General features: G+C 71.0%; 16 protein-coding genes. 6 read left to right on the top strand and 10 right to left on the bottom strand.

Annotated features, from left to right (window positions below; genetic code table 11):
• The first annotated feature begins 51 nt into the window (after window positions 1–51).
• The gene (locus tag NNW99_RS35475; RefSeq protein WP_215123263.1) at window positions 52–501 is read left to right on the top strand and encodes a nitroreductase family deazaflavin-dependent oxidoreductase; all 450 of its coding nucleotides are present in this window, start codon (window positions 52–54) and stop codon (window positions 499–501) included.
• Here the strand turns inward: NNW99_RS35475 and NNW99_RS35470 are convergent.
• A complete protein-coding gene (locus tag NNW99_RS35470; protein WP_215123262.1) occupies window positions 485–1,726 on the bottom strand; it encodes a geranylgeranyl reductase family protein in 1,242 nt (413 codons plus the stop codon). The genes NNW99_RS35475 and NNW99_RS35470 overlap by 17 nt on opposite strands.
• A 133-nt stretch (window positions 1,727–1,859) precedes the next feature.
• Here NNW99_RS35470 and NNW99_RS35465 point away from each other — a divergent pair, with 133 nt between their 5' ends.
• The gene (locus NNW99_RS35465; protein WP_215123261.1) at window positions 1,860–3,215 is read left to right on the top strand and encodes a dipeptidase; all 1,356 of its coding nucleotides are present in this window, start codon (window positions 1,860–1,862) and stop codon (window positions 3,213–3,215) included.
• Between the two features lie 145 nt (window positions 3,216–3,360).
• Window positions 3,361–3,738 (top strand): peptidase inhibitor family I36 protein, encoded by a 378-nt coding sequence (locus NNW99_RS35460; protein WP_215123260.1) that lies wholly within the window; start codon window positions 3,361–3,363, stop codon window positions 3,736–3,738.
• Window positions 3,739–3,770: 32 nt separating this feature from the next.
• On the opposite strand, the gene NNW99_RS35455 is transcribed toward NNW99_RS35460, so the two are convergent.
• Window positions 3,771–4,499 (bottom strand): response regulator transcription factor, encoded by a 729-nt coding sequence (locus tag NNW99_RS35455; protein ID WP_251058016.1) that lies wholly within the window; start codon window positions 4,497–4,499, stop codon window positions 3,771–3,773.
• Window positions 4,500–4,522: 23 nt separating this feature from the next.
• On the opposite strand from NNW99_RS35455, the gene NNW99_RS35450 reads away from it, so the two are divergent.
• Genes NNW99_RS35450 through NNW99_RS35440 form a run of 3 tightly spaced genes read left to right on the top strand, consistent with a single transcriptional unit; the run spans window position 4,523 to window position 7,740 of the window.
• On the top strand, window positions 4,523–6,895 hold the full coding sequence (locus NNW99_RS35450) for an ATP-binding protein (protein ID WP_215123259.1): 2,373 nt from the start codon (window positions 4,523–4,525) through the stop codon (window positions 6,893–6,895).
• Window positions 6,896–6,943: 48 nt separating this feature from the next.
• The gene (locus NNW99_RS35445) at window positions 6,944–7,312 is read left to right on the top strand and encodes a hypothetical protein (protein WP_215123258.1); all 369 of its coding nucleotides are present in this window, start codon (window positions 6,944–6,946) and stop codon (window positions 7,310–7,312) included.
• A 50-nt stretch (window positions 7,313–7,362) separates the two neighbouring features.
• Window positions 7,363–7,740: a peptidase inhibitor family I36 protein gene (locus NNW99_RS35440; RefSeq protein WP_215123257.1), complete on the top strand. Its 378-nt coding sequence runs from the start codon at window positions 7,363–7,365 to the stop codon at window positions 7,738–7,740.
• Window positions 7,741–7,776: 36 nt separating this feature from the next.
• Here NNW99_RS35440 and NNW99_RS35435 read toward each other — a convergent pair whose 3' ends face one another.
• From NNW99_RS35435 to NNW99_RS35400, 8 genes are all read right to left on the bottom strand, one after another.
• Complete coding sequence (locus NNW99_RS35435) at window positions 7,777–8,880, bottom strand: ABC transporter ATP-binding protein (RefSeq protein ID WP_215123256.1); 1,104 nt, start codon at window positions 8,878–8,880, stop codon at window positions 7,777–7,779.
• Window positions 8,877–9,968: an ABC transporter ATP-binding protein gene (locus NNW99_RS35430; protein WP_215123255.1), complete on the bottom strand. Its 1,092-nt coding sequence runs from the start codon at window positions 9,966–9,968 to the stop codon at window positions 8,877–8,879. The genes NNW99_RS35435 and NNW99_RS35430 overlap by 4 nt, the downstream gene beginning before the upstream one ends.
• Window positions 9,969–9,995: 27 nt before the next feature.
• The gene (locus NNW99_RS35425) at window positions 9,996–10,988 is read right to left on the bottom strand and encodes an ABC transporter permease (RefSeq protein WP_215123254.1); all 993 of its coding nucleotides are present in this window, start codon (window positions 10,986–10,988) and stop codon (window positions 9,996–9,998) included.
• Window positions 10,989–11,062: 74 nt separating this feature from the next.
• Window positions 11,063–12,739: an ABC transporter substrate-binding protein gene (locus NNW99_RS35420; protein WP_215123253.1), complete on the bottom strand. Its 1,677-nt coding sequence runs from the start codon at window positions 12,737–12,739 to the stop codon at window positions 11,063–11,065.
• 81 nt (window positions 12,740–12,820) lie between these two features.
• The gene (locus tag NNW99_RS35415; protein ID WP_215123252.1) at window positions 12,821–13,852 is read right to left on the bottom strand and encodes an ABC transporter permease; all 1,032 of its coding nucleotides are present in this window, start codon (window positions 13,850–13,852) and stop codon (window positions 12,821–12,823) included.
• A 305-nt stretch (window positions 13,853–14,157) separates the two neighbouring features.
• Complete coding sequence (locus NNW99_RS35410; RefSeq protein WP_215123251.1) at window positions 14,158–15,201, bottom strand: NUDIX hydrolase; 1,044 nt, start codon at window positions 15,199–15,201, stop codon at window positions 14,158–14,160.
• 147 nt (window positions 15,202–15,348) lie between these two features.
• Window positions 15,349–15,591 (bottom strand): hypothetical protein, encoded by a 243-nt coding sequence (locus NNW99_RS35405; protein WP_215123250.1) that lies wholly within the window; start codon window positions 15,589–15,591, stop codon window positions 15,349–15,351.
• A 66-nt stretch (window positions 15,592–15,657) separates the two neighbouring features.
• Window positions 15,658–15,882 carry a hypothetical protein gene (locus tag NNW99_RS35400; RefSeq protein ID WP_215123249.1) on the bottom strand — a complete coding sequence of 75 codons (225 nt, stop codon included), beginning with the start codon at window positions 15,880–15,882 and terminating at the stop codon, window positions 15,658–15,660.
• Window positions 15,883–15,901: the final 19 nt, after the last annotated feature.

The following is a 15,901-nucleotide window of genomic DNA, read 5'->3' as shown; positions in this document are numbered from 1 at the left end:
GTGCTCACAAAAGAGAGCACCGATCCGCCACCCGGAGACCAGGGGGACCCCATGTCCACACACGTCCAGAAGCCCGGCTGGGTCACCGTCAACGTCATCAACCGCTTCGTGGCCTGGATGACCCGCCGCGGCATCAGCGTCTGGGGCTCCCGCGTCCTCGCCGTCCGCGGCCGCAAGAGCGGGCAGTGGCGCACCACCCCGGTCAACCTGATGACCCTGGACGGCCGCAAGTACCTGGTCGCGCCCCGCGGTCATGTCCAGTGGACGCGCAACATGCGCGCCTCGGGCGGCGGCGAACTGCACCTCGGCAAGCGCGTGGACACCTTCACTGCGACCGAGGTGGCCGACGACGACAAGACCCCGATCCTGCGCGCCTACCTCAAGCGCTGGAAGGCGGAGGTCGGGGTCTTCTTCAACGGGGTGGGCCCGGACTCCCCGGACGACGAGCTGCGCCGGATCGCCCCCGACCACCCGGTCTTCGAGATCACGGTGACGAGCTAACCTCGCCGTCCGACGCGGGACGACGGTCAACCGCCGTCAGCGCCCGCTGGGCCATGGGATGGGTACGGACGATCTCGCCCAGCGACGTGGCACCCCGCGTGATGTCCTTGAAGCCCTTCCAGGCCGGGCGGAAGCCCATCAGCGCACCGTGGAACAGACCGGGGCGACGCTCGAACGCCGTCAGCAGCCGCTTGCCGACGCTCATCTCCACGCCGAGCCCTGCCTTGACCGCGAACGCGTAGTTGAGGGCCTGCCGGCGCGTGTCCACCGCGTCGTGCGCCTCGGCGATCCGCACCGCCCACTCCCCCGCGAGCCGGCCGGAGCGCAGCGCGAAGGAGATGCCCTCGCGGGTCCACGGCTCCAGCAGCCCCGCCGCGTCGCCGCAGACCAGCACCCGGCCGCGCGACAGCGGCGAGTCGTCGGCCCGGCAGCGGGTCAAGTGCCCGGACGAGATGCTCGGTTCGAAGCCGGCGAGGCCGAGGCGGCCGATGAACTCCTCCAAGTACCGCTTCGTCGCGGCGCCTTCACCCCGGGCCGAGATCACCCCGACCGTGAGGGTGTCGCCCTTGGGGAAGACCCAGCCGTAACTGCCGGGGATCGGGCCCCAGTCGATGAGCACCCGCCCCTTCCAGTCCTCGGCGACGGTCTCCGGCACCGGGATCTCCGCCTCCAGGCCGAGATCCACCTGGTCGACCTTGACCCCGACATGCGCCCCTATACGGCTGGCGCTGCCGTCCGCCCCGACCACCGCTCGCGCGAGCAGGACCTCGCCACCCTGCAGGACGACCGCGACCGTGCGCCGGTCCGGCACCTCCGAGCCGTGCTGCTCGACCCGCTGGACGGTGACACCCGTCCGCAGCTCGGCGCCCGCCTTCTGCGCGTGCTCGACGAGCTGCTGGTCGAACTCGGGCCGGTTGATCAGCCCGAACAGCATCTGCTTGGACCGGCGGGTCCGCGTGAAGCGGCCGTTGTGCGAGAACGTCACCGCGTGCACCCGGTCCTTGAACGGCAGCTCGAAGCCCGGCGGGAGGGCGTCGCGCGAGGGGCCGATGATGCCGCCGCCGCACGTCTTGTACCGCGGCAGCTCCGCCTTCTCCAGCACCAGCACACGTCTGCCCGCGACCGCCGCCGCGTACGCGGCCGAAGCTCCCGCGGGTCCCGCACCCACCACGACGACGTCCCACACCTGCCGCGCGTCGTCCGCCGAAGAGTTCTCGCTGCTCACGATGGTCTACTGCTCCCGATCAAGCCGCCTGCCCTGCTGTCTCCCGCATCCTACGGCGGACCTGGTCAGGGCCCGCTGTGGGAGGATCTACAGCACTCAACTCTTCAACGTCGCACCCACAAGGAGCGTGCCCATGTCGTCGAATCCGGTCGCCGAGACCGTCGCCTCTCTGATGCCGGAGGCGAAGACGGAACTCACCGAACTGGTGGCCTTCCGGTCGGTGGCGGACTTCGACCAGTTCCCGAGGAGCGAGAGCGAGGGCGCCGCCCGCTGGATCTCGGACGCGCTCACCGCCGAGGGCTTCCAGGACGTGGCCCTGCTCGACACCCCCGACGGCACCCAGTCGGTCTACGGCTACCTCCCCGGCCCGGAGGGTGCGAAGACCGTCCTGCTCTACGCCCACTACGACGTGCAGCCGCCGCTGGACGAGGCCGGCTGGACCACCCCGCCGTTCGAGCTGACCGAGCGCGACGGACGCTGGTACGGGCGTGGCGCCGCCGACTGCAAGGGCGGTGTGATCATGCATCTGCTCGCGCTGCGCGCGCTGAAGGCGAACGGCGGCGTGCCCGTGCACGTCAAAGTGATCGTCGAGGGCTCGGAGGAGCAGGGCACGGGCGGTCTGGAGCGGTACGCCGAGGAGCACCCGGGCCTGTTGGAGGCCGACACGATCGTCATCGGCGACGCGGGCAACTTCCGAGTCGGCCTGCCGACGGTGACCTCCACGCTGCGCGGTATGACCCTCGTCCGCGTCAGCGTCGACACCCTCGCGGGCAATCTGCACTCGGGCCAGTTCGGCGGTGCCGCGCCCGACGCGCTCGCCGCGCTGATCCGCGTCCTGGACTCGCTGCGCGCAGAGGACGGCTCGACGACCGTCGACGGGCTCGCCTCGGACTCGGCCTGGGAAGGCCTGCAGTACGACGAGGAGCAGTTCCGGCAGGACGCCAAGGTGCTGGACGGCGTCGAGCTGATCGGGTCCGGCACGGTCGCCGACCGGATCTGGTCGCGCCCGGCCGTCACGGTCCTCGGCATCGACTGCCCGCCCGTCGTCGGCGCCACCCCGTCCGTGCAGTCGAGCGCCCGTGCGCTGATCAGCCTGCGGGTGCCGCCGGGCGTGGACGCGGGTGCGGCGACCAAGCTGCTCCAGGCGCATCTGGAGGCGCACACGCCCTGGGGCGCGCGGGTGAGCACCGAGCAGATCGGCGAGGGCCAGGCCTTCCGCGCCGACACCACCAGCCCGGCCTACCAGGCCATGGCCGCCGCGATGGCGGTGGCGTACCCGGGCCAGGAGATGCAGTACGCGGGCCAGGGCGGCTCCATCCCGCTGTGCAACACCCTCGCCGCCCTCTACCCGCGTGCGGAGATCCTGCTCATCGGGCTGAGCGAGCCGGAGGCCCAGATCCACGCGGTCAACGAGAGCGTCTCCCCCGGGGAACTGGAGCGGCTGTCGGTGGCGGAGGCCCTGTTCCTGCGGAACTACGCGGCGATCTGACGCCCCGGCGGTCACCGACCGCCGACCACCGCAACACACCCCGCACGAGGGCCGGTTGCGAACTCTTTCGGGTGAAGCCCCGTGCCGCCGCCGACGGCACGGGTAGCTCTCCGGAAAGGGCTTGAAACCGATCCTTGGAGCGCCCATGCGAGTCCGCACCCTGCTCACCGCGCTGCTCACCACGGTGGCCGCGATGTCCCCGGTCACGGCCGCCCACTCGGCTCCCGCGCCGTCAGCGGCGGCGCGAGCGCAGTGCCCACAGGGTCATATCTGTCTCTGGGAGCACGCCGACTTCCAGGGTTTCCAGTGGGGCGGCCCGCCCGTCCCGAACGAGGAGCCGAACGGCTGTCACGACTTCGCGGAGCTCTCGCCCGGATCGGTCATCAACAACTCCGACCGGGCTTACTACGTCTTCAGAGAGGGCAGCTGCACGAACCCGGGGCGCAGCCTGGAACTGCCCATCGGAGAGTCGCCGCGATTCCCGTGGCGGATCGGCTCCGTCTCCTGGTGCCGGAGCTGCTGACCGGTTTCAGCGGTCCCGACGGCCCGCAGGGGTCACATGGGGTGCGGTGAGCGGCGGTCCCGAGCGGGCGGCGGGGCGCCCAGTCCCGCGTCGCGTGCCTGGGAGACGGCCTCGGCGCGGCGGGTGACCTGGAGCTTGGCGAAGATGCGGCTCACGTTGTTGCGTACGGTCTTGTCCGAGAGGACCAGTTCCCGGGCGATGCGGCGGTTGTCGTAGCCGCGCGCCACCAGCTCCAGCACCTCCCCCTCCCGCCGGGTCAGTTCGGGGAAGGGCTGGTCGGGGAGCGCCCGGCGCGCCCCGGAGAGCAGGGCGGCGATCCGGTCGGCGATCTCGGGCCCGAAGACGGCCCCTCCGGTCGCGACGGTCCGCACGGCGCTGAGCACCGCGTCCCGCCCCGACCCCTTCACCAGATACCCACGTGCCCCCGCGCGCAACGCGGCGAGAACACTGGCGTCGTCCTGAGACATCGTCAGCATCAGGACCGGCAGCCCGGGGTGGCTCGCGGCCAGCCCGCGCACGGCCTCCGTGCCCGAGATTCCGGGCAGCCCCACGTCCATGACGACCACCTGCGGCCGGGTGTCGGCCACGAGGGCGCCCAGCGTCTCGGCGTCCCCGGCCTCGCCGACGACATCGATGTCCTCGGCGCTGTCGAGCGCGGCGCGCAGCCCTGAGCGGAAGAGGGGATGGTCGTCGACGATCAGGACCCTGAGGTGCGGGTGTTCTTCGACGGTGTCCGCCACGGGCGCATGGGTGTCTGCCACAGGCGCATGCTACTTGTAGTGGCGTGATCACAAAGGGTGGCGGCCGGGGGGCGGTCGATGCGCGGCGCCCGCGCCAGGTCGCGGCCCGGGAGCGGGAATGGGCGGCGGCGGCCTTCAGTCTTCTGCTGTGCGTGGTGTCCGTGCTGGGCTGGGGAGCGCTGTGCACCCTCCGCCCGCCCGTGGGCGGCTGGCGCCTGGACATGGGCACGGATCTGTCCACGGCCCTGGTCGGCCTGCCGTGCGCCGTCCTGGGCTTCCTGGTCCTCGTACGTCCCGCGGACCGCACGGCGGGCTGGCTGCTGCTCGCCACCGGGCTCGGGCTCACGCTGCCCTTGCTGACGGGACAGCTCGTCCTGCTGGCCGAGCCCGGTCCGAGAGTGCGCTTCGCCGCGCACCTCTTCGCCCAACTGTGCTCGCTGGCGCACGCGTACGCGATGGTCGTGCTGCCTCTCACCTTCCCGGCGCCCCGCCGCGCGGGACGCTTCGTCCGTCTCTACGCGGGGGCGCTGGCCGCGGTCCTCGTCGTGATCACGCTCGTCGCCACGGCCGTGGAGGACGCGCCCGGCGCGGGCCCGCATCCGTTGCGCGCGAGCCAGTGGGAGCGCTTGGCGCTGGCCGTTCTGGAGCCCTGTATCGCCCTGAACCTCTGGCTCGTCCTGGTGTGCGCGCTGGTGAACGCCTCCGTCGTCGCCCGTCGTTGGCGCCGGGCCGGGCGGTGGGCGCGCCGGGAGGCCGTCGCGTTCTCGGCCGCGTATCTGCCGTGGATATACGGGGACATCGCCGAGGAACTGCCCTGGATGCCGACGTGGACGGTGATCGCGGCTTTCGTCACGGGGGCGGTCGGCTGGTACACGGCGGCCGGGTACGTCATCGGCAAGGGCGGCATGTGGCAGCTCGACCGCACCAGCCGCCGACTGCTCGTGACAGCCGTCGTCGTCACGACCGTCGTCGTCGCCTACACGGCCGTCGCGGCCACGGTCTCCACGGTGCTGCCCGACGCCGACGGGCCCGGGGCGTTCGCCGTCGCGGTGGTGGCCGTGCTGATCGGCTCCGGTCTCAGGCCCCTCACCTCGTGGGCGAGCCGCCGCGTCGACCATGTCTTCCACGGCAGGAGCGCGGCGCCGTACGAGGCGGTGCGCGGGCTCGCGCGGCGGCTGCGCGAGGCGCCGGAACCGGACGACGTGCCGGTGGTCCTGTGCCGTAGCGCGACGGAGGATCTGCGCTTTCCCATGGCCCTGGTCGAGGTGGTGACCCGCTCCGGTCCCTGTGTCCTGGCCACCTCGGGAGGGGCGTGGCGGGGCGAGGGTGCGCACGAGTTCCCGCTGCGCCATCACGACGAGGTGATCGGCACACTGCGGGTGGCACCGCGCTCGGGGGAGCCGCTGCTGTCGGGGCGGGACGCCGAGCTGCTGCAGTTGCTGGGCGACCAGGCCGCTCCCGCGATGGCCGCGCTGCGGCTGGTGCAGGACGTGCGGGCGGCCCGGCGGCAACTCGTCCTCGCCCGGGAGGAGGAGAGGCGGCGGCTGCGCCAGGAGCTGCACGACGGCCTCGGCCCGCTGCTCGCCGCGGCCCGGATACACCTGGACACCGCCCTGGCGGTGCTTCCGCCCGCCGCCACACGACCGGCCCCGCCCGCCACATCACCGGCCCCGCCTGCCGCGGCCCTGCCGTCGGCGCGGGCGGCGGCGTCCGCCGGTGTCGAGACCTCTCTGCGGCCGGCCGTGGAGGCCATCGCGCAGGCGACGGTCGAGGCCCGGCGTCTCACCGACGGTCTCGGTCCGGCCGTGCTGGCCGAGCAGGGACTGGAGTCGGCGCTGCGGGACCTGGCGCAGACGCTGACGGCGCCCGGGATCGTCGTCACGGTGGTCACGGAGTCGGGGTCCGCACAGGAATCGGGGTCCGCACAGGAATCGGCAAGGCAATCGGCATCGGAATCGCCGCCGACGCCCGCACCGATGTCCCCACCGGACGGGGACACGGCAGCGGCGCCCGAGTCCGCGCTGCCCGCGGCCGTGGAGAGCGCGGTGTACCGGATCGCGTCGGAGGCGCTCGCGAACACCGTCCGGCACGCGGGGGCCACCCGGTGCGAGATCCGTCTCACCCGGCATCCCCACGCCGCCGTCCTCAGCGTCGTCGACAACGGCACGGGGCTGCCCGCCCGGGTGCGTACCGGTGCGGTGGGGCTGGCGTCCATGGCGGAACGGGCCCGGGAACTGGGCGGGGTCTGCCAGGTGACGAGCGGCTCGTCCGGTACCCGGGTGCGCGCGGTACTGCCGACGGTCGCCGCCGCGCCGCCCCCGCACGAGCGGTTCTTCCCCCATGTCCCGGCCGCGGGACGGGACGAAGACGAGACCGGCGCATCGTGCGCCCGGGACACCGGGCGGCACAAGCTCTGATCACGGCGCCGGAACGGCCGGCGCGCCTCGTGGAAGAGGAAGCCTCCCATGACCATCCGTACCCGCCTGCGGTCGGCGACGGCCGCTCTGGCGACAGCGGCGACGCTCGTGCTGACCGCGCAGAGCGCGGTCGCCGCCCCGCAGGTCTCCGGCCGCTGGGACATGCCCAACGGCGTGCTGTGGGCCGAGACCGGCGAGGAGTTCGGCGACGTGGCCTACCAGCGCACCGGAAACACCGCGGCCAGCGTGTCCATCGGCTTCGTCGACACCGACGGCGAGCGCCGCTCCCACACCCAGCTGCTGCGCAAGGGCCAGACCATGGCGTTCCGCTGGCAGCGGGCGGCCGTCCCCGCCGACTGCGTCACGGTGTTCGTGCAGTTCACCAGCGAACGCGTCTCGCATCAGCTGTGCCGATGACGGCCCGCACCACCCCCGTGTCCCACCCTCCCGAGAGAAGGAACAACCTCATGCCGACCAGCCGCAGCCTCATCCTCCTGTCCACCGCCCTGGCCTCCGCCGCGCTGTTCGCCGCCCCGCCGGCCACGTCCGCGCCCAGCGGGTACGACCGCTGCCCGGCGAACCACTTCTGCCTCTTCGACGGCCCCGACGGCACCGGCCTCATGGCCAGCTTCCGCAGCGGCTCGCCCGACCTCGCGCGGCAGAGCATGGACAACCGGGCGTCGTCCCTCATCCACAAGGTCCCTGACTCGGTCTGGTGCGTCTACGACGAGCGCGGCTACGGCGGCACCGAGTATCTGCGCATCTACCCGGGGGCCAAGGGCCCGTTCCAGTCCGACTGGGACAACAGGGTCAGCTCGGTCCGCAAGGGCGAGTGCAGCCCCTGACGCGGATGCCGTCCACCGCCTGCCCGGGCCGCTCGGTCAGGGGCTCTCCTTCAGCCCCGTGAGCGCCGGATCGAGGACGATGTCCCGCGCTCGCGCCGTGACGGTCGGCTCCTCGGGGAAGTGGCAGGCGGTCAGATGGCCCGAGGGGCTGCCCTCGACGCGCACCAGCGGTGGCTCCTCGGTGGCGCATCTGTCCTGGGCCTTCCAGCAGCGGGTGCGGAAGCGGCAGCCGGAGGGCGGGTCGATCGGTGAGGGCACGTCGCCGGCCAGCCGGATGCGTTCGCGCCGCTCGGTCGCGTCCGGGTCGGCCTCGGGTACGGCGGACATCAGCGCGTGCGTGTAGGGGTGCCGCGGGCGGGTGTAGAGGGACTCGCGGTCGGCGACCTCGACGATCTTGCCGAGGTACATCACGGCGACCCGTTCGGAGAAGTGCCGTACGACGGCTAGGTCGTGGGCGATGAAGACGAAGGCGATCCCGAACTCCCGCTGGAGGTCCTGGAGCAGGTTGACGACCTGCGCCTGGATGGAGACGTCCAGCGCGGAGACGGGTTCGTCGGCGACGATCAGCTTCGGGCGCAGGGCGAGTGCGCGGGCGATACCGATGCGCTGGCGCTGGCCTCCGGAGAACTCGTTGGGGTAGCGGTTGTAGTGCTCGGGGTTGAGGCCCACGGTCTCCAGGAGTTCCTGGACGCGCTTCCTGTGGCCCTGGGGCGGGTTGATGCCGTTGAGCCGCATCGGTGTCTCGATGATGGTGCCGACGGTGTGCCGGGGGTTCAGCGAGGAGTACGGGTCCTGGAAGATCATCTGGAGGTTGCGGCGGGCTTCCCGCATCCGTGCGGCGGGCCGGTGGGTGATGTCCTCGCCGTCGAACAGGACGGTTCCGCCGGTGGGTTCGAGCAGTCGGGTGATCAGCCGGCCCGTGGTCGACTTGCCGCAGCCGGACTCGCCGACCAGACCCAGCGACTCGCCGGGCCCGACCGCGAAGTCGATGCCGTCGACGGCTCGGACGGCCCCGATCTGCCGCTGGAAGATGATGCCCTGCCGGAGCGGGAAGTGCTTCCGCAGACCGCGCACTTCGAGGAGGTTCTCACCGGCGGGGCGGTCGGTGGTCGGCCCGGTGAGGGGCTGCGTGGTGCTCACGGCGTGTTCCCTTTCGTCGGCTCGTGACCGTCGGCCCCGCCGCGGATCTCCTGTTTGGCCTCGTCGGTGAGATGGCAGGCGGCGAGGTGTCCCGCCATGCCGGAGACGAGGCGCAGCTCGGGCCGCTCCACCGTGCAGCGCCCCTGTGGCTCCCAGCCCTTGTAGGCGCAGCGCGGGTTGAAGGAGCAGCCGTCCGGCAGGTTGATCAGGCTCGGCGGGGTGCCGGGGATGGGGTTCAGCCGCTCGCCGACGTCGCCGGTGAGGTGCGGCATCGACTGCAACAGGCCCCAGGTGTAGGGGTGCTGGGGCGACTTGAGCACTTCGCGGGTGGTGCCGTACTCGATGCGGCGGCCGCCGTACATCACCAGGATGTCGTCGGCGACGTCGGAGACCACGCCGAGGTCGTGCGTGATGATGACGACGGCGGAGCCGAACTCCTCCTGCAGATCGCGGATCAGGTCGAGGATCTGGGCCTGGACGGTGACGTCCAGGGCGGTGGTGGGTTCGTCGGCGATGAGCAGGGCGGGGTCGCAGACCAGGGACATGGCGATCATGGCGCGCTGGCGCATGCCGCCGGAGAACTGGTGCGGATAGTCCCTGACGCGGCGCTCGGGCTGCGGAATCCCGACCCGCTTCAGCATCTCCACCGCACGCTCCCTGGCCTCCTTCTTGGAGACCTTGTGGTGCACGCGGTAGGCCTCGGCGATCTGGGCGCCGACGGTGAAGAAGGGGTGCAGCGCGGACAGCGGGTCCTGGAAGATCATGGAGACCGTACGGCCGCGCAGTTCGCGCATCTCGGCCTCGGGCAGGGAGACGAGTTCCCTGCCCTCCAGCCGGATCTCGCCGGAGACCCGGGCGCTGGTGCCCTTGTGCAGTCCGAGCAGGGCCAGCGAGGTCACCGACTTGCCGGAGCCGGACTCGCCGACGATGCCGAGGGTCCTGCCCTTCTCCAGGCTGAAGGAGACGCCGTCGACGGACTTGACGAGGCCGTCCTCGGTCGGGAAGTGCACCCTCAGGTCGGTCACGTCGAGGAAGGGTGCGGGTGCGGGCGTGACGTCCGCGGGCTGCGGTGAGGTCTGAACGGACACGGGTGTTCCTAAGGACGGAAGAAGGGCTCAGGCGAGGCGTACGCGCGGGTCGACGAGGCCGTACACCAGGTCGACGACGACGTTGGCGAGGACGACGAACGTCGCGGCGAAGAGCGTGGTGCCGAGGATGACCGGCAGGTCGGAGTTCTGGACGGAGTCGACGGCGAGCTTGCCGATGCCGTTGATGCCGAACACCGACTCGGTGATGACCGCGGAGCCGCCGATCAGGGAGCCGACGTCCATGCCGAAGATGGTGATGATCGGGGTGACGGCGGCCCGCAGCCCGTGCTTGAGGACGACGGTGCCGGCCGGCAGGCCCTTGGCGCGGGCGGTGCGCATGTAGTCCTCGGCGAAGACCTCCAGCATGGAGGAGCGGGTGAGCCGGGTGTACATCGCGAGGTAGACGATGACGAGGGTGGTCCACGGCAGGAGCAGCCCCTGGAACCAGCCGGCCGGGTCCTCGGTGATCGGCGTGTAGCCGGAGGTCGGCAGGATCTGGAACTTGTCGACGAAGAGATACAGCAGGAGCAGGCCGATGAAGTAGATCTGCACCGACACACCGAACAGGGCCAGTCCGACCGCCGCCTTGTCGGCGGCCCGGCCCCTGCGGACCGCGGCGACGGTGCCGAGGCCGACCCCCAGGACCAGGAACGCCACCGCGGCGCCGAGACCGAGGGAGAGGTCCGCCGGGAAGTCCTGGAGCAGCGTCGTCAGGACGGGGGTGTCGGTCTGGAAGGAGACGCCGAGGCAGGGAGCCCCGCAGTGGATGCGGACGCTCTGGTCGCCGAAGTCACGGCCGGCGACCAGCCCCTTGAGGAACTCCCAGTACTGCGTCAGATAGCCCTGGTCCAGGCCCAGCGAGTGCTTGATCTCGGCGAGGCGGGAGGGGGAGCAGGTCTTTCCGCAAGCCAGGAGCGCGGGGTCGGACGGCAGCGCGAAGAAGATGAAGAAGGTGATCGTGGTGATCACCAGCATGATCACGGCCGCTGCCAGCAGGCGTCTGATGAGGTAACGAAACATGGGGTGCCGGGACCTGACGTGAGTGGGCTGCCCGCCGGCGGCCGGAACCGCCGGCGGGGTTCAGATAAGAGGCGTCAGTGCTTGACGTAGACGTGGACCAGGCTCGGCTCGGCCAGGATCGTGTCGGGGATGACACCGCCGACCTTGGAGCCGGACATGTCGCTGAAGTTCATGTACGTCAGCGGGACCACGGCGGCGTCCTTCAGGATCTGCTGGTCCATCCGGCCGTAGGCGGCGTTGCGCTGCTTGACGTCGGTCATCGTGGCGGCCTTGTCGATCAGCGCGTTGACCTTCGGGTCGTTCAGGTAGGACAGGTCCTGGTTGGCCTGCGGGTTCTTCTTGATGAGCCGGCCGTCGAAGAGGGTGGGCAGCACCGTGGAGGCGTTCGGCCAGTCGGCGATCCAGTCGCCCCAGGTCAGGTCGTACTGGTTCTTCGTGTTGTCGACGGTGCTGAAGTAGTTCGCCGCGTCGATCGGGCTGATGTTGACGTGGATGCCGATGCGCTCCAGCGCGGTCTTCACGGCGTCGGCGAAGTGCTCCTGGGTGGGGGTGTTCTCCACGGCGATCGACATGGCCGGCTTGGGGTTGCCGGCCTGCTTCATCAGGGCCTTGGCCTTGGCGAGGTTGCCGGCCGGGTTGGCGCTGTACAGGTTGAACTTCTGGTAGCCGCCGATGCCGGGGCTGAGCATGGAGGTGGCGTAGTCGCCGTACGCGGAGCCGCCGAAGGCGCCGCGGACCGTGGTCTTGTCGATGGCGTACTCGATCGCCTGGCGGACCTTGAGGTCCTTGACGCGGGTGGTGTTGATCGCCAGGTAGTTGATGCCGGGCGCGGGGATCTTGTAGTAACGGCTCTTCAAGGAAGGGTCGTTGGCGAGCGACGCAAGGTCGGAGCCGGCGATCGGCCACTGCTGGATCGACGTCTGGGCGGTGCCGGCGTCGGCCTTGATCTGCTGGTCGATGGCCGACTCGTCCTGGCCGAATCTGACGTCCATCTCGTCGACGTTCTGCTGCCGGATCGGGTCGGTCGCCTGGGACCAGTTCTTGTTCCGGGTGAGGACGAGTTCCTTGTTCTTGGTGTACGACTTGATCATGTACGGGCCGTCGGACCACACATGGGTGTCGTAGGTCGAGCCGGTGTCATGGGCCTTGGGCACGGCCGCCCAGCCGGGCATCGCGGTGGTCTCGTTGAAGTCGGCCACCGGCTGGTTCAGATGGAAGACGATGGTGTACTTGTCCGGCGTCCCGATGGAGTCGAGCTCCTTGCCCTGGTACGGGCCCTTGTAGTCGGAGCCACCGACGAGCCACTGGCCCGCGTAGGGCGGTCCGCCGTTGATGTCGGAGGAGAAGAACCGCTCGACGCCGTACTTGATGTCCGGTGCGGTGACCTCGGCGCCGTCCTGGTACTTGACGCCGTGCCGCAGATGGAAGGTCCAGACGGTGGCGCCCTTGCTGGGCGTTCCGGTGTCGGTGGCCAGGTCGCCGACCAGTTTCGGCGTCGAGCCCGTCTCGTCCCAGCCGGTGAGGGTCCGGACGATCTCCTCGTCCATGCTCGAACCCTCGGTCGTGTAGACGCGCTGGGGGTCGAGGTGGTCGAAGTCCGCCTTGTCGAGAACGGTCAGCGTGCCGCCCTTGCCGGGGGCGCCGCTGCCGCCGGCGCCGGAGGACCCTCCGCATGCGGTGGCTCCCAGGGCGATCACCACGGCGGTTGCCGTGAGAGCGACCGTGCGCGATCTGCGCGTGCTGCGCGTCATTGAGGAAACTCCTTCTTGCTACGGGCGCGGCGGCCGTTCGTGGGGCCGCCGGGCCGACACTCGGAGGGGGGGGTGGCTCGGTCAGCCGCGCCGGGCGCGGGGATCCAGGGCGTCCCGGACGCCGTCCCCGAGGAGGTTGAGCGCCAGGACCAGGAGGAAGAGCAGGACGCCGGGCACGAAGAGGTACATCGGGTCCTGGAGGAAGAACTGGGAGGCGTCCGAGAGCAGGGCACCCCAGTCCGGGTTGGGCGGGATGACGCCGACGCCCAGGTACGACAGGGCCGCCTCGGTGGTGATGTTCTGCGGGACGGCCAGCGCGAAGGAGATCAGGATCGGCGCCCACAGGTTGGGCAGCAGCTGCCGGAAGAGGATGTGCCGCCGGCCGGCGCTCATCAGCCGCGCGGCGTCGACGAACTCCCGCTCGCGCAGGGACAGTACCTGTCCGCGCACCAGACGGGCGGTGTACGCCCAGGCGAAGACGGCGATGTTGAGGACCAGGACGAGAAGGCGGAGGTTCTCGTCGGTGCCGCCGTGGGTGTTGGTCTGCAGCGCGTTCTGGATCACCGGGGTGAGCGCGATGATGAACAGCAGCTGCGGGAACGCCAGCATCACGTCCATGACCCGGGACAGCAGCGAGTCGACCCAGCCGCCGAAGTAGCCGGCCGCGAGCCCCGCGACGACACCGACCACGGTGGACAGCACCGCCGAGGCGAGGCCCACGTACAGCGAGGTGCGCAGGCCGTAGACGATGCGGGCGAACAGGTCGTAGCCCGTGCCCGGTTCGACGCCGAGCAGATGCCGGGCGCTGATGCCGCCCAGCGATCCGTAGGGGAAATTGCCCGTGTCCGGGTTGATCGCCTTGTTGTCGGGGGTGATCGGCCCCCAGCCGGTCAGCGCCGTGAGGACGGGCGCGAGCAGGGCGATCACGATGAACAGGACGGTGGCCACCAGGGCGGCCGTGGTGACCTTGTCCCGCCTGATCCGCCGCCAGGCCATCCGGGCCGGTGAACGTCCGGCGACGACGGGGCCGCCGGGTCTGCTGTCCTGCGTCGACGGCTCGGTCAGCAGCGCGGTGCCGCCGCCGGTGTCGACCGGCTGGTGTTGCGTGGTCATCGTACGGACATCCTGGATCTGCCCCTGAGGCAAGGAAATTGAGTGGCGGTCGTGAACGCCGCCGTGAGACATTGCGGACTTTCGCAATGCCGTGCGAGGCCGGTCAAGCCGCACAGGGGTCAGAAAAGGGATTGTTTGCGGTCATGGAAAAGTGTTGACGAGAGCGGGGAATGTGATTACCCGCCACGTGAGGGAATGAGGGAGATTCCTTGGGCGGTGATTGACATTGTCGCCGGGTGCGTTTCCTCTCGCTTTTCCCTCGGAATCCCCCGCGCCGGGTAAAGGGCGCCCACGCAGACCCCGGCTCAGCCGACCGGCACCCCGGCCTCCAGGTAGTGCGCCGCTCCGCGTTCGCGCGCCCTCAGGGCCCAGCGCAGCCGCTCGTAGCGCACCGGTGGCAGCAGGTCGGCGGCCTCCTCCTCGGTGACGAACCGCCAGCCGCGCAGCTCCGGCCCGGGCAGCAGCACCCGGCCGGCCGCCGCGGAGTCGAGGAGGCCGCCGTCGAAGAGGAGGCGCAGGCCGCCGAAGCCGGGGGGCGCGGGGCGCTCCCAGTCGACGACGAGCAGGCTCGGCACCTCGTCGAGGTGGATGCCGGTCTCCTCGGCGACCTCCCGCACACCGGCCCGTGCGGGCGCCTCACCCGGCTCGACCACTCCGCCGGGGAACTCCCAGCCGGCCTTGTAGGTGGGGTCGACGAGCAGCACACGGTCCTGCTCGTCGAAGAGGAGCACACCGGCGGCGAGCGTCTCGGCGGTGGGCTCGGGCGTCTGCACGATGTCGCAGGCCGGCACGGAGCCGCTCCGCACGGCCTCGGCGATGCGGACGGCGGTCTCGTACGGGGTGAGGTCACTGGTGTCGACCGGGTGCGCGTCCGCGGTGAGCCAGGAGGCGAGCGCGGCCCGGTACGGCTCGATGTGGTCGGCGGACCACTGGCGTATTCGTATCTCCCCGTCGGGGAGGTCCCGTGGCACCTCGCGGCCCGCGATGCGCTCCCGCAGTATCGTTTCGGCCGGAGCGAGCAGGATGTGGCTGACCGGAATCCTGCGCGCGGCCAGGCCGCCGAAGATCTCGTCGCGGTACTCCTGCCGCAGCAGCGTCATCGGGACCACCAGGGTCCCGCCGAGCTCGGCGAGCATCGCGGCCGCCGTGTCGATCACGAGCCGCCGCCAGATCGGCAGGTCCTGGAAGTCGCCGACCTCGGCGAGGCGCTTGGGCGGGAGCAGATACCGGAGCGCTCCGCCGATGACCTCGGGGTCGAAGAGCGTGCTGTTCGGGATCAGTTCGATCAGTTCCTGTGCGGTGGTGGTCTTCCCCGCACCGAACGCGCCGTTGATCCAGACGACGGTCACAGGTCCCCCTCTTCTGTTGGCCCCCTGAGGCTTGCCCGCTCCACCCTGCCACGGAAACCAGCCCCAGTTGAGGGCGCATGACGACGGCGCCGGCGCTCCCCTCGCACGGGGAGCGCCGGCGCCGTGGGCCGGGGCCGGAGCGGCTCGTCAGCCCTTCTTCTTCTGAACGCCCTTCTTGTGGGCAGCCTTCTTCTGGGCGCCCTTCTTCTGGAGGCCGTCCTTTCCGGCCACGGACAGGCCGTCCTTGCCGACGGCCTGGTTGAGCGTGTTGAGGGTCTCGTCCACGTTGATCCCGGGGAGCTTCTCCGCGACCGCGTGCGACGGGGTGACCGCCGCGACGACGAAGCCGGTGGCCAGGGAGGCGATGGCGAGCATGCTGCGCTTCTTCATGACCGACTCAACTGCCGGAACCGCTCCGGGGTCACGCCACTGGGCCGTTCGGGCGACACGACGGCTTCATCCGGAACCGTCGTCCCAGGTCCCGGGCCCGCCGCCGCGCCATTCGATCAGCCCCGACGAGGCCGCGTACGCCGCGTCCGCGTCCTCGATCCCCGCCCGCCGCAGGAACTCGGCGACGTCCAGCAGCCCATAGGCGATCCCGAGGAACTGATCGTCCACACGGACCCGCCTGCCGCCGTCCGCGGCGGGCGGGTAGACCACGACGGGCTTCACGGACGCCATGCCACCAGGGTGCGCGGGG

The sequence above is a fragment of the Streptomyces sp. CRCS-T-1 genome (assembly GCF_024442335.1).
Lineage (GTDB): Bacteria > Actinomycetota > Actinomycetes > Streptomycetales > Streptomycetaceae > Streptomyces > Streptomyces koelreuteriae.
This window is presented reverse-complemented; position numbering and strand designations above follow the sequence as displayed.

Coding starts and splice junctions, on each gene's coding strand:
- NNW99_RS35475 (WP_215123263.1), top strand. CDS start 52: ATGTCCACACACGTCCAGAAGCCCGGCTGGGTCACCGTCAACGTCATC.
- NNW99_RS35465 (WP_215123261.1), top strand. CDS start 1,860: ATGTCGTCGAATCCGGTCGCCGAGACCGTCGCCTCTCTGATGCCGGAG.
- NNW99_RS35460 (WP_215123260.1), top strand. CDS start 3,361: ATGCGAGTCCGCACCCTGCTCACCGCGCTGCTCACCACGGTGGCCGCG.
- NNW99_RS35445 (WP_215123258.1), top strand. CDS start 6,944: ATGACCATCCGTACCCGCCTGCGGTCGGCGACGGCCGCTCTGGCGACA.
- NNW99_RS35440 (WP_215123257.1), top strand. CDS start 7,363: ATGCCGACCAGCCGCAGCCTCATCCTCCTGTCCACCGCCCTGGCCTCC.
- NNW99_RS35425 (WP_215123254.1), bottom strand. CDS start 10,988: ATGTTTCGTTACCTCATCAGACGCCTGCTGGCAGCGGCCGTGATCATG.
- NNW99_RS35420 (WP_215123253.1), bottom strand. CDS start 12,739: ATGACGCGCAGCACGCGCAGATCGCGCACGGTCGCTCTCACGGCAACC.
- NNW99_RS35415 (WP_215123252.1), bottom strand. CDS start 13,852: ATGACCACGCAACACCAGCCGGTCGACACCGGCGGCGGCACCGCGCTG.
- NNW99_RS35405 (WP_215123250.1), bottom strand. CDS start 15,591: ATGAAGAAGCGCAGCATGCTCGCCATCGCCTCCCTGGCCACCGGCTTC.
- NNW99_RS35400 (WP_215123249.1), bottom strand. CDS start 15,882: ATGGCGTCCGTGAAGCCCGTCGTGGTCTACCCGCCCGCCGCGGACGGC.